General features: G+C 49.2%; 11 protein-coding genes. All 11 read left to right on the forward strand.

Features of this window, described 5'->3' with window-relative positions; all coding sequences use genetic code 11:
* Window positions 1-738: 738 nt before the first annotated feature.
* Window positions 739-2,256, forward strand: coding sequence for a succinyl-CoA:acetate CoA-transferase ScpC (locus NDK47_RS02425; protein WP_251873313.1), 1,518 nt, complete (start codon window positions 739-741; stop codon window positions 2,254-2,256).
* A 608-nt stretch (window positions 2,257-2,864) separates the two neighbouring features.
* Entirely contained in the window at window positions 2,865-3,737 is an 873-nt protein-coding gene (locus NDK47_RS02430) for a sensor histidine kinase (RefSeq protein WP_251873314.1), read from the forward strand.
* Window positions 3,738-3,821: 84 nt separating this feature from the next.
* Window positions 3,822-5,129 (forward strand): ABC transporter permease, encoded by a 1,308-nt coding sequence (locus NDK47_RS02435; protein WP_251873316.1) that lies wholly within the window; start codon window positions 3,822-3,824, stop codon window positions 5,127-5,129.
* Between the two features lie 15 nt (window positions 5,130-5,144).
* Window positions 5,145-6,443, forward strand: coding sequence for an ABC transporter permease (locus NDK47_RS02440; RefSeq protein WP_251873318.1), 1,299 nt, complete (start codon window positions 5,145-5,147; stop codon window positions 6,441-6,443).
* Between the two features lie 13 nt (window positions 6,444-6,456).
* Complete coding sequence (locus NDK47_RS02445) at window positions 6,457-7,134, forward strand: ABC transporter ATP-binding protein (protein WP_251873320.1); 678 nt, start codon at window positions 6,457-6,459, stop codon at window positions 7,132-7,134.
* A gap of 16 nt (window positions 7,135-7,150) precedes the next feature.
* The gene (locus NDK47_RS02450; protein WP_251873321.1) at window positions 7,151-7,822 is read left to right on the forward strand and encodes a response regulator transcription factor; all 672 of its coding nucleotides are present in this window, start codon (window positions 7,151-7,153) and stop codon (window positions 7,820-7,822) included.
* 303 nt (window positions 7,823-8,125) lie between these two features.
* Complete coding sequence (locus NDK47_RS02455; RefSeq protein ID WP_251873322.1) at window positions 8,126-8,326, forward strand: hypothetical protein; 201 nt, start codon at window positions 8,126-8,128, stop codon at window positions 8,324-8,326.
* Window positions 8,327-9,026: 700 nt separating this feature from the next.
* Window positions 9,027-10,292 carry a group II intron reverse transcriptase/maturase gene (gene ltrA, locus NDK47_RS02460; protein WP_251871428.1) on the forward strand — a complete coding sequence of 422 codons (1,266 nt, stop codon included), beginning with the start codon at window positions 9,027-9,029 and terminating at the stop codon, window positions 10,290-10,292.
* A 177-nt stretch (window positions 10,293-10,469) separates the two neighbouring features.
* Entirely contained in the window at window positions 10,470-11,288 is an 819-nt protein-coding gene (locus tag NDK47_RS02465; RefSeq protein WP_251873323.1) for a PHP domain-containing protein, read from the forward strand.
* Window positions 11,264-12,067 (forward strand): sugar phosphate isomerase/epimerase family protein, encoded by an 804-nt coding sequence (locus tag NDK47_RS02470; protein WP_251873324.1) that lies wholly within the window; start codon window positions 11,264-11,266, stop codon window positions 12,065-12,067. The genes NDK47_RS02465 and NDK47_RS02470 overlap by 25 nt, the downstream gene beginning before the upstream one ends.
* Window positions 12,058-12,849, forward strand: a complete 792-nt coding sequence (surE, locus tag NDK47_RS02475; protein WP_251873326.1) for a 5'/3'-nucleotidase SurE — start codon at window positions 12,058-12,060, stop codon at window positions 12,847-12,849. The genes NDK47_RS02470 and surE overlap by 10 nt, the downstream gene beginning before the upstream one ends.
* The last annotated feature ends 14 nt before the right edge of the window (window positions 12,850-12,863 follow it).

Below are 12,863 nucleotides of genomic sequence, written 5' to 3' on the forward strand. Positions count from 1 at the left end.
CCATCCTCAATTAGTAAACAATACACTCCCATGGTCAAATTCATGGGAGTGTATTTGAGAACTCACTAAAGTGAAATTGCGGGGCAAACCGAAATGTTAAATTTATCCATAAATACGATGAATTGCCTATTTTCTTCCTTGAATTGTATTTTAGTTTGGGGGGGTTACTTCGTCAACCGTTTTATCCATTATTTACTAAATGTTTGTCTGATGGGAGTGATGTTTTAGACGGATCCATTCAAAGAAAAAGCGACTGACCTAATCGATAGGATTATTCCATCCTTGGAGGATTACAGGAGTGGAGTTGTGGAGGGCAATCAAGCTGGTTGTTGGAAAGGCAGTAAGACATAGAGTTTTCGGAACGGGTTCAAATCGTTCGGGTAAACGAAGAACAGATCCATATTGAGTTTGGGTCAAACAGAAAAATGCTTTCGGTTACCAAAACAAGTCACCCAAATTCAATATTGTGATTTTTATCACAAGCAGCCCATTCCTTTTCCGATACAATGTAAGTGAAGCAGAAAACACACAGACTGACGAATATTTTCGCGTAGCAATCCAAAAGGTATTACGGGGAGTCAGAAGGCATTTCTTCGGAGTATTTCTCTATGGATGATTTACCTTTAAATTTTCTGCTTCAACGCCAAATTTCCTGGTTCACTCCAGATTGAGTGACCGCTCAGTTTGTGTGTGATACTGTTTAGAAAAACAAGAACATTAATGGCAGGTGGGTCACAAATGGTATGGGAGCGCTTACGTGATAAACGCCTTCATGATAAAGTGGTTCAAGCAGAGGAAGCGGCGAGCTGGATCGAGGATGGAATGACACTTGGATTAAGTGGATTTACTCGAGCCGGGGACGCCAAGGCAGTTCCGATCGCCCTCGCAGAGAGGGTGAAGCGTGAAGGAACAAAGCTGTCTGTCAACGTATATACAGGAGCATCGCTGGGATCTGAAGTGGACGCCATCATGGCCGAGGCGGGCATCGTTCGCAAACGGCTTCCCTTTCAAGCTGACCCCGTGATGCGCAAAAAAATCAACAGCGGCGAGATTATGTTTATCGATCAGCATCTGTCGCACACCGCCGAGTGGGTTCGTTCCGGAGTGCTGGGAGACATCGATTTTGCGATCGTGGAAGCGATTGCAGTGACAGAGGACGGCTTCATTATCCCGACGACTTCTGTAGGCAACTCCAATGTTTTTGTCGAGCATGCGAAGCAGGTCATTATTGAGCTAAATATGGCACAGCCGATGGCATTGGAAGGCTTGCATGATGTGTATACTCCTGGTTTGCAGGGGGAGCGAGAGCCGATTCCGCTCACCGCTGTCGATCAGAGGATCGGTCAAATCGGGATTCCCATCGACCCGGCAAAAGTAAAGGGAATCGTGATCACCAATCAGCTTGATTCCCCTTCGACGATTGTGGAGCCGGATGAGGAAACGGCTGTCATCGCGCAGCATCTGATTCAGTTTTTGCGCCATGAGGTGGAAAAGGGGCATCTGCCGCCGAATCTGGCTCCGCTCCAATCGGGCATCGGCTCCGTCGCCAACGCCGTATTTAACGGTTTTCTCCAATCAGAGTTTTCTGACTTGACCGTGTTTTCGGAAGTGCTTCAGGATGCCGTATTTGCACTGATCGACGCGGGAAAAATAGCGTTTGCCTCCGGTTGCTCGATCACGCTGACAGCGGAAACCATGAAGCATGTGATGGAAAATATGCATCTCTATCGGGATAAGCTGCTGCTGCGTTCCCAGGAGATCACCAACCATCCGGAGCTGATTCGCCGACTCGGTCTGATCGCCATCAATACGGCCCTGGAGGTAGATATCTACGGCAACGTCAACTCTACCAATGTCCTGGGCACGCGGATGATGAACGGCATCGGCGGATCGGGCGACTTTGCCCGCAACGCCCGTCTGGCGATCTTCGTCACCAAATCGATCGCCAAAAACGGAAATATCTCCAGCGTCGTTCCGTTTGTCTCCCATGTGGACCATACGGAGCATGATGTAGACATCATTGTGACAGAGCAGGGACTGGCTGATCTGCGCGGACTGGCTCCGCGTGAGAGAGCCCGCCTGATCATCGAAAAATGTGCCCATCCGCTGTATCGGGACCAGCTTCGCGAATATTTCGAGGAGGCACTGACCCGCGGCGGACACACGCCCCACGTACTGGAAAAGGCTTTCTCCTGGCATACCCGCTATGCACAGGAAGGCAGCATGCTCATAAAGGAACTGGCTTCCTCCCGTTAATGGGAGGAAGCCAGTTTTTTTAAAAACAAGTTCAGCCGTTACTTCGAAAAGCCTATTCTGAAAAAGGAGAAGGCTTCTATGTGTATGCTCCAAAACAGAAGGGGAATGTGTAAAGCAATCCTCTCATTATGAGATGAACTCTACGCGATTATTATACGCTACCGTCGCTATCTTCCCACGCTTTCTATTTTGGAAGTCGCGATGGGATAGGAACTGCCGCAGCGATTGTTTTTTGGTCTTCCGCCATTCATCTTCAGCTGCTAATACCCTTACGTTCCCAATTAGGGGGAGAAAAAGGATGGTATACTGGTCATCACGGGATTCCCCGCTCGCTTTACCATCTATACCAGAGAGGAGACAACCGAATGAAGTCAAAATCAATAGTGCTGCGAACGGCCCTTATTAATAGCATCTTTTTGTTTCTATTTGGAGTGGTTCTCTTCCTGTCTATCTACTTTTCCCTTAATGCTAGTATTGAACGAAACCCGATCCTTCCCGTCATTTCCACTCAATCTGCAGATACGAACTCAGGCTTGCCAGGTGCCAATTTAATTCCAGGAAGTGGACATTCCTCAGCTCTCAATCTCAATCCCCAAGTGAAATCAGAGGTGCAGATCAGACTTATCACTCAGGGCGTCATTATCATTCTCGTCATGTCGGTTGGATCTTTTGCCCTGAACCTGTACTTGTCCAGATATATCCTCAGACCTGTCATCCAGACGATAACGGATATCACAGAAAGGGGCGAGCAGGAGACGAAAAAGCAGCCTGTCACAGCGTATGTCGAACTTAAGTCGTTCATCGACCAATACGAAAAAGCGATCCAAAACAAGCAGCAGCTCATTAAAAATCGCGAGGAGTTTAACGCTTATGCTTCCCATGAATTGCGCAACTCGCTTGCCGTCATCAACGCCAAGATCGAGGTAATCGGAGAAGATGATCCCAAAAGGGCGCTGGCCGAAGTAAAGGAGTATAGCGCCAAATTAGTCCAGACAGTGGACAACTTGCTAACTTTGTCCGCGGACCGTATTGCCGGGAACAACGGACTTGTTGATCTTGCCCTGGTAGTCGCCTCCGCTGTGGATGAATACCAATCGATCGGAGCCAGCATTGATTTTTTGCTGGAAGATGGGGAGTTTGCGGTTGAATCGAATGAAGTATGGCTGTACCGGGCCATCAGCAATCTGCTCGATAACGCTCGCAAGTATGCAGGGGCAAAGAAGCGGATTGTCGTCCACCTCAGGGAGCGGGCAGGCGCCGTTATCCTCACCGTACAAGATGAAGGGACCGGTATCCCCAAAAGGGAGTGGCAAAATATCTGGAAACCATACTATACCACCGATAAAGGGGAACGCGGAAAAGGAGTTGGACTTGCCTTTGTAGATCATGTCGTGCGGTTATCGGGCGGAGACGTGTGGGTGGAAAGCAATGAGCTGCAAGGAACCACCTTCTACCTCTCTTTTCCTAAAGCGACGGCGTAACCGGTTCTTTATATTCTCTTTATAGCCGGTTTTATATAATGACCCCTGAAAGAAAGCAGAGCTGATCTTTCGGGAGGGATCCATTTGAATCAACTGTCAAGATCAATGAAAAACCTTTTCAGGTTATATGGGCGCACCGCTTTGATGGTCGCTGTCTTATCGGTGATCATCGTCCTTTCGATGGTCGGTTTTACCGTCAGAGAGGGGGCGGAACAAACCATCGCCAAAGCTCGTACCAATGCGGGGAATTCGGTGACGCTCTCGCTAAAGGCATTTACAGGCAACAGGGATTCTCAAAAGCTTACAGATGAATTGGTCAAAAGCATTCTCACAGAGGATGTAGAGGCGTATGACATCTCGGCAGGGGAATCGGTGATTGTGAATTTGCCGAATATGGACCAATTCTCTTCCGCCCCCATTAACTACAAGGGCAAAGAGATCCATGTAAATGCCAGCCTGAATCCCAATCTGCTGCCGGAACGTATCGAGAATTTTGCCAACGGGAAGTGGGAAGTGATTGATGGCCGCTTCTACAATGAAGCAGAGCAGAAAAGCGGTGCCCCCGTAGTGGTGATTGATGAAGAAATGGCGAACCACTTTCAGCTAAAAGTAGGGGATCGCTTCGGCATCTATTTTTATGATGCGGATGCGACAAAAGAAGTGACCGTGACCGGCATTTATCGAAAAAATGCGGAAAAGGTAAATCTTAATCTTTTGACCAATATGTACACGCCTTACCGTTTTTTGAAGAACGTATTAACAGAAAGCGGAATCAAGCAAATCACGATTGGCAGTGCCACTTTCTATCTGAAAGATGCCTCGTTTGTCGATCGCTTTATCGAACAAGGCAAAGAAAAAGCAGGCCCCAAATTTCAATTTACGGCAAATGATGTAATGTTAAAACGCCTTTTGGCTCCTTTCGAGAATATGCGTTCGTTTGCTGATCTTGCCATTAAAGCGGTTCTGATTGCCGGGGCGGCTGTGATGATGTTGCTCATGGCCATAATTACGCGTGAACGGAAAAAAGAGATTGGGATCTTGCGTTCTTTGGGATTCAAGAAATCGACCGTGATGCTCCAGTTTGTGACAGAAGCACTGGCAGTTGCGTTGATGGCGCTTGCAATCGGTTTGGCTGTCGGGAGGGTTGCTTCTGATACCGCAAGCCAGCAGCTATTGAACCAGGGGATGAAAGTGAATGAACAGATGCAGCATTCGATGCAAGGCTTCGACCTCAACGGACAAGTCATTGAAGCAGTCTACCCGTCGCTCGGAATCACCACCTACCTGCTGGTCGTATGGATGGCTTTGCTGATCACAAGCGTGGGAACACTTACATCCTGTTCTATGATTGTGCGTTATGAACCGATCAAAATTCTTGCGAGCGAAAAATAAAAGGGTGTGATAAACGTGAATTTGGTCTCGAGGTCGATGAAAAACCTGCTTAGATTTTACGGCCGCAGCGCTTTAATGATTGCGGTGCTATCGATCGTGGTCATTCTCTCGGTGATCGGTTTTACCGTGAAAGAGGGAGCGGAACAGAGCATCAGGAAAATTCGCAATGAAGCAGGGAATCAAGTCCAACTTTATCCCGATTCCAGTTATGAAAAAAATAAGCTGACGGATGAGATAGCGAAAAGTGTCCTCACGGAGGATGTAAGAGATTACGACTTTTTCATGGGGGATTCTGTCTCGATTGATCTGCCCGGACTGGAGGATTTTGTTTTTGCTACTGTCAACATGTACGGGAAGGAGCTTCCGGTCAACGGCAGTATATTAACCAGCCAAAAACCAGACCGGATCGAAAACTTCGCCAACGGAAATTGGAAGGTGGTTGATGGCCGTTTCTATAACGAGGAAGAGATGAAAAAAGGCTCGCCCGTCGTCGTCATCGACGAGAATATGGCAAAACACGCCAAGCTGAAGGTAGGCGATACTTTTAAGGTCCATTTGATTAGTATAGACGCCGTCAAGGAAGTGAAGGTGGTGGGGATCTTCAGGCAAAATGCCGAAACATCGCAAAACCCTCTCGCCATGCTCTATGCGCCCTACGGCTTTTTGAAGAGTGCAAAAGAAGAAAGCGGCCAAAAGGATTTGACGATTGCTTACGCCACCTTTTATCTGAAGGACGCCAACTATATTGATCGTTTCATCAAACAAGGAGAAGAAAAACTGGGCACAGACCATTACTACTTTGTCTCGAATGACATCATGCTCAAACCCCTGTTAGCGCCGCTTGAAAACATGAAATCATTCGCCGAACTGACCATCAAATCGGTTTTGATTGCAGGAGCGGCGATAATGATTTTGATCATGGCGGTTGCGGCCCGTGAGCGGAAGAAAGAGATCGGGGTCTTACGCTCATTAGGATTCAGGAAACCAACGATCGTGTGTCAGCTAATCGCAGAATCGCTGGTGATTACCGTACTGGCGCTGGCGATTGGCTTGGGCGTCGGGCATGCTGCCGCGGGAATGGTGAATGGGCAGCTCACGAAGCATGAGATTGCCGCCAATGACCAGCTGCAGGCGTCGATGCAGGGCTTTGATTGGAGTGCTCAAGGGCTCCAGGCAGTCGATTCGTCACTGGATGCCAGTACTTATCTGCTCATTGTGTTCATGGGCTTGCTCATTACCACTGCCGGAACCGTTACCGCAAGTTATATGATTGTGCGTTACGAGCCGATCAAAATCCTGGCGAGCGACAAATAGGAGGGGACCCGCAATGGATAAAGTTATCACTTTGGATCATGTGAAATACAGGTACGCGCAATCAACAGGTGCATCCTGCGTCATTCAAGAAGCAACCGGCGAATTCGTCCAAGGAAAGACCTATGCGATCGTCGGACAATCGGGATCCGGGAAGACGACCTTGCTGTCATTGCTTGCCGGATTGGATCACCCGACAGAGGGCGCCATCTATTTTAAAGAGAAGAATCTGCGCGAGATCGATCGCGACGAATACCGCAGCAGCAAGATCAGCATTATTTTCCAGCACTATAATCTGATTGCCCATTACACTGCGATTGAGAACGTACAGTTAGGGCTTACCGTTAATGGATATCCAGGAGATATGAACAAGAAATCTGTCGAGATCTTGGAGCAAGTAGGGATCAATAGGCAGAAGGCACATAAACGCTCCGTTCATCTAAGCGGCGGAGAGCAGCAGCGTGTTGCGATTGCCAGAGCCTTGGTATCCCAGTCTGATCTGGTACTGGCCGATGAACCTACGGGGAATTTGGATGAAGCAAATCAAGAGATGATTATCGACCTGTTGAAAAAAATAGCCCACGAGGAAAAGAAATGCGTGATCATTGTGACTCACTCCAAGGAGGTAGCTGCAAGCTGCGATGAAATATGGACGATTCAGAACGGGCGACTGCTTCCCTTAAAAGTGGAATGAAAGGAGGGGAGATTACATGCGCGTTCTGGTGATCGAAGACGAGAAAGAACTGAATGATCTTTTGGCTCTCGGGCTTAGAAAGCAAAAATTCGCCGTCGATGTCTCTTATGATGGGATCGACGGAGAGGAGAAAGCACTGGTCAACGAATACGATCTGATCATCCTGGACATCAATCTTCCCGGCAAAACAGGACTGGAGGTATGCAAAAGCATCAGGGCACATCAGGTTAATTCAGCAGTCATCATGCTAACGGCCAATGATAAAGTGTCGGATCGAATCAATGGCCTGGATATCGGCGCAGATGATTACGTGGTCAAGCCATTTGATTTTCGTGAACTGCTCTCGCGCATGTATGCGGTACTGAGAAGGAGCTTCAATAAAATGAGTCCCGTCATCCGTATCGGCCCATTGGAAATTGATCCAGGCGCTCATCGAGTCACCTACGACGGTCAAGAGATTGAACTAACCTCGAAGGAATTTGATGTTTTGCAGTATATGTCTTATCGCCATCCCGAAATTGTCTCGCTGGAAGATATGCTGGAACATATCTGGGGGGAACAGGTAAATCCTTTCACTAACGCAATTCGCGTGCATTTGAGCAATGTAAGACGCAAGCTAAAGAAAGCGGCGGGGGTCGATATCATTGTGAATATTGTAGGAAAGGGATACAAGTTTCAAATGGAGTGAAGCTTGCCGCCATGATGTCGATCCTCTTCCCGTGCTGGGCAAAAGCAACTACTGAACAGTGAACCCGTCCATGTAAAGGGAGAGCATTTAACAATGATCACCGGCGTAAGCATATATCATTTCTGATAGTTTGGCTTTGCTCCTGATTTCTTTTACCAAAATAAATAAGGGGCGGGCAGAAATGAAATATGTAAAGGCAGCAACCATCTTGCCGGAAAAGTTGATCAGCGAGATTCAAAAAATAGGAAGGTAATGGTGGACAAAATGGGTTTCCTCAACATATTCGGGAGGGAGAAGTGGGAAGTGATTTTTTCCACGCAAGATGTTCAACGCTACTCGGAGATCGTCGGCGCACTATCGGCATCCAACGTGCCTTTTCAAACGGAGTCGGTTAGTGGCGGCGGGGGAGAGGGCGGCGGATACGGATTTGCCACCACCTATCATATTTTGGTGCGTCCAGAAGATATCCGTTTGGCCAATGAACTGGTCCATCACCGAAGATAGGTTTTCACCTCAATATGCCTGCCCGCCATATGGAAAACGATCTTCCTGCCAAATCTGTATGAAGATTGTGTAAATCCTTTACAAAAACTAGATAAAAGCATTCTGCAAAGTTCAAAAGCCGCCTGGTTGCGGCTTTTTTCTTTTAGTGCGCCCAGCATGGGCGATAGCTATAGGGTGGAAGTCCCGAACGGGGGGTGGCTGTCCCAACCGTTAGCTCAAGGCAAGGGTGTCGACCGTGAGGTCGAATCTGAAGGAAGCCAGCGGCAAAATCCCGACCTGAGGTACACGAACCCAATTTGAGGCTGTTGTATTCGGGCGAGTCTGCTAAACAAGACAAAGCCCCATACAGCCAAGGGATACAGCAGTAAACTTGGGCAGGTACATGGGATGAAAGTTATCGTTCTTACCTGGGGAGGTCTGCATGGAACGCCTTCAACTGTTGGTAACCGCCTCCGTAAGGAGGCGCTGAACATGCAGAAGTCAGCAGAGGCCATAGTACCCGAGTAGAGGACGCTTGAATGGGGAAGGGCTGAACATCAAGTCAGCACGCGATCCATGTCTTTTGTTACGATACGTCGAAGCAGAATTCCAGAAAGGAACTACTTTTGAAGAGCAGGGGTGAAGCCCCGAGGGTACAAAAGAGGGCTGAGTATCGTTCAGCAAACACGGAACCCGCATGTGCGAAGGAAGGAATATCGTTATGGACTTGCTGGAGAAAGTTTTATCACGGGAAAACTTACGGATGGCACTTCAACGAGTAGAAGCAAACAAAGGTGTTGGTGGAGTCGATGGTGTTTCAACCGAACAACTACGCGACTATCTACACGAACACTGGCAAACTATCCGTGAGGAATTGGAAAGAGGAACCTATCGACCTTCACCTGTCCGCAGAGTCGAAATCCCGAAACCTGACGGAGGCGTAAGGTTATTAGGCATTCCCACCGTGGTGGACCGCTTCATCCAGCAAGCCATCCTCCAAGTATTAACACCGATCTTCGATCCCACCTTCTCGGAGTCCAGTTACGGATTTCGCCCGAAACGTAGCGCCCACATGGCAGTAAGGAAAGCGCAAGCGTATATCAGGGAAGGATACAGATTCGTGGTGGACATCGATCTAGAGAAATTCTTTGATCGTGTCAACCATGATATCCTGATGAGCCGCGTGGCTCGTAAAATCCAAGACAAGCGCCTTCTAAAGCTGATTCGATCCTATCTAAACGCAGGTGTCATGATAAAAGGAATCTGTACTACCTCAAGTGAGGGGACACCGCAAGGTGGACCGCTAAGCCCACTATTAGCAAATATCTTGCTTGATGATCTGGATAAGGAATTAGAAAAGAGGGGACATCGCTTTTGCCGCTATGCGGACGATTGCAACGTCTACGTGAAAACAAGACGAGCAGGAGAACGGGTTAAGAAGAGCATGAAAGATTACTTGGAAAAGGTGCTTAGGCTAAAAGTAAATGAGGAGAAAAGTGCGGTGGACCGGCCGTGGAAACGTAAATTCCTTGGCTTTAGTTTTACTTTCGTTAAACAGACAACGGTTCGTATCCACCCAAAATCCCTTCTCAAGTTAAAAGAGAAAATCCGCACGATCACGAATCCAGTGTGGAGTATCTCGCTTGAGGAACGGGTTGAAAGGTTAAACCAGTATCTCATGGGTTGGATTGGATATTTTGCCCTTGCAGACGCAAAGGGAATCTTACAATCCATTGAGGAATGGACAAGGCGTAGGCTCCGTCTTTGCTTGTGGACGCAGTGGAAACGAGTGAGAACCAGATATCGAGAACTCCGTTCTCTTGGTATATCTCACACAAAAGCAATTGAAATTGCAAACACCCGCAAGGGGGCATGGCGTACTACAAAGACTCCGCATATACACAAAGCCCTCGGCATTGCCTACTGGCAACAACAAGGGCTCAAAAGCTTAACACAGCGATATTTTGACATTCGTCAAGCTTGGTGAACCGCCGTATACCGAACGGTACGTACGGTGGTGTGAGAGGACGGGGGTTAGCCACCCCCTCCTACTCGATTCAAATCTTGGTTCTCCCTTTATACGGGGTTAACGTTGGACCCATACAATGAGTCTCAAGTGTTTCCAATCACTGAAAATCTGATGGACAGCAGGAGGAGAAAGCATATGGATTTGCACATGCATACATCCGCCTCCGACGGATGCATGCAGCCCGAGGAACTGATAGCAGAACTGAATCACCGGGGGATTCGTTATGCAGCCATCACGGATCACGACACCGTTGACGGGTATCTGGCGGCGAGGGAAGAGGCCAAACGCCAGGGGGTGAGCCTGATTTCCGGGGTGGAATGGAATACGGACGGGCCGGACGGAGAGCTGCATATTCTCGGCTACGGCTTTGACCTGCAGGCGCCGGGCCTTCATTATTTGCTCGATCGGCGGAAAAGAGAGCGTCTGGAGTGGGCGGCTGAGATCGTAGAAAGATGCAGAGCGCTGGGCATGCCGATTTCCTTTGAGGCCTGTGTGGCCAGAGCACAAGGGGGCGTCGTCGTTCGCACCCATATCGCCGAAGAACTGGCAGACCACGGGTACGGACGCTCCCCGCAAGCGATTTTTGAACAATATCTGCGCAAAGGTCAAGCGGCCTATATGCCGCGCCCTTCCTTTTCTGCGCGGGAAGCGATCGAGGCTACGCATGAAATCGGCGGAATCGCGATTTTGGCCCATCCGGGCATCTATTCGTTTGAAGTCAATCTCTCCGCGCTTCTCTCCTACGGTTTGGATGGCATCGAGGTGTACTACTCGAAGCATACGCCAGCCCAGACGGTCAAATGGGAACGGGAGGCAAAAAAACACAACTTGATACGATCAGGGGGCAGCGATTTTCACGGACATGGGTCACGCAATCCCCAGCTGCCGGGAAGCGTCGGCATGCCTCCTGAAGTAAAGGAATGGTGGACATGCTGTATGTTTCATCAACATTGATGTGGGTCTATCCGGTTGAGCTGGCGATTGAAGTCGCCGCACATCATGGATTTTCCGGGGTGGAGGTGTGGGCAGAGCACGTCTGGTATCACCAAAGCAGCGCGGAAAAGATTCGGAGCGCCGCCCGGAAAAACGGGATGCAACTCTCTTTGCATGCCGCAAGCTGGGATTTGAATCTATGTGCACTGAATCGCGGCATCCGCGAGCAGTCTGTTCGGGAGATCAAGCGGTCCATCGAACTGGCGGAGGCGATTGGAGCCTACAGTGTGACGGTTCATCCGGGCAAGCTGACGTTGACAAACGCCTGGCGGGAACATCATCTCTCACTGCTGGCGGAGAGTTTGGATGAGCTGGCTTGCATGGCTCATCAAAAAGGGCTGATCCTGTCCATCGAGCATATCGAGCCGCTGCCCAAAGAGCTGATCACAACAGCCAGTGCTTTGAATCAATTGCGTTCCGAACTCTCTTATCCGACGACCGCGACATTTGATATCGCCCATGTTCCGCTTGATCTCTCAGCTATTCAGTTTTACTTTGACTTGCTTGACGTCGATAAGGTACACATCAGTGATGCGACCAAAGACAAGCTTCATCTGCCGCTTGGCAAGGGCGAGCTGGATCTGGAACCGATTTTGTCCCTGATGAAAGAACGGGCAGAGATCATGGTCGTCGAGGGTTTGGACACATCCCGGGAACTGCCGCTGCTGCGTGAAAATATTTCGTATTTGGAACGGAACGAGTGGTTGAACACAGGACGAGGAGCGAGGATATGGCAATGAAAATCCTGGTGACAAATGATGACGGTATTTTTTCGGGGGGCGTGCACAGCCTGGTCAAGGCGCTTCAGCCCTTTGGCGAAATCTATGTCGTTTGTCCCGATCAGGAGCGCAGTGCGATCAGTCACGCGATCACCCTGCGTTCCCCGTTAAAAGCAAATAAAGTGAATTTCTTCGATACGGCATGCGAAGCCTGGGCGGTCAACGGAACGCCGGCGGACTGCGTGAAGATGGCGATTGAGGTCATTTTGAAAGAAAAGCCGGATGTGGTTGTATCCGGAATCAACCTGGGGCCCAATCTGGGACGGGATGTCTTTTACTCCGGAACCATATCAGCGGCAGTCGAAGGCGCGATGTACCAAATTCCGTCTATTGCTGTATCGCTGGCCTCTTTTAAGCAAAATCTCAATTATGGCATTGTCGAGCCGCTGGTGTATGAGCTGTTTGAAACATTGTTTCAGCACAAATTGACCCCGGACACGGTGCTGAACGTCAATATTCCCTATCTTTCAAAAGAAATGGCTCGCGGTGTGGCTGTAACTCCGCTCGCGATGGATGTTCTCCGCTATCAATACGTGGGCCTGAACGACCCGCAGGGCTACCTTTGCTATTGGCTGCGCGACAATCTGGGGGAGCTCGCTTTTGCGGAAGAAGAGAGCGATTACCAGCGTCTCCAGGATGGCTACGTGACTGTGACACCCCTGCAGCTCAACATGACCAATACAGCCATGCGGGCCAAAATGATGAAATGGTTTCCCGCCCCCCACACAACGAACGCGAAATGAATCTGAGGAGGTAT

Origin of the sequence: Brevibacillus ruminantium, assembly GCF_023746555.1 — a bacterium.
GTDB lineage: Bacteria > Bacillota > Bacilli > Brevibacillales > Brevibacillaceae > Brevibacillus > Brevibacillus ruminantium.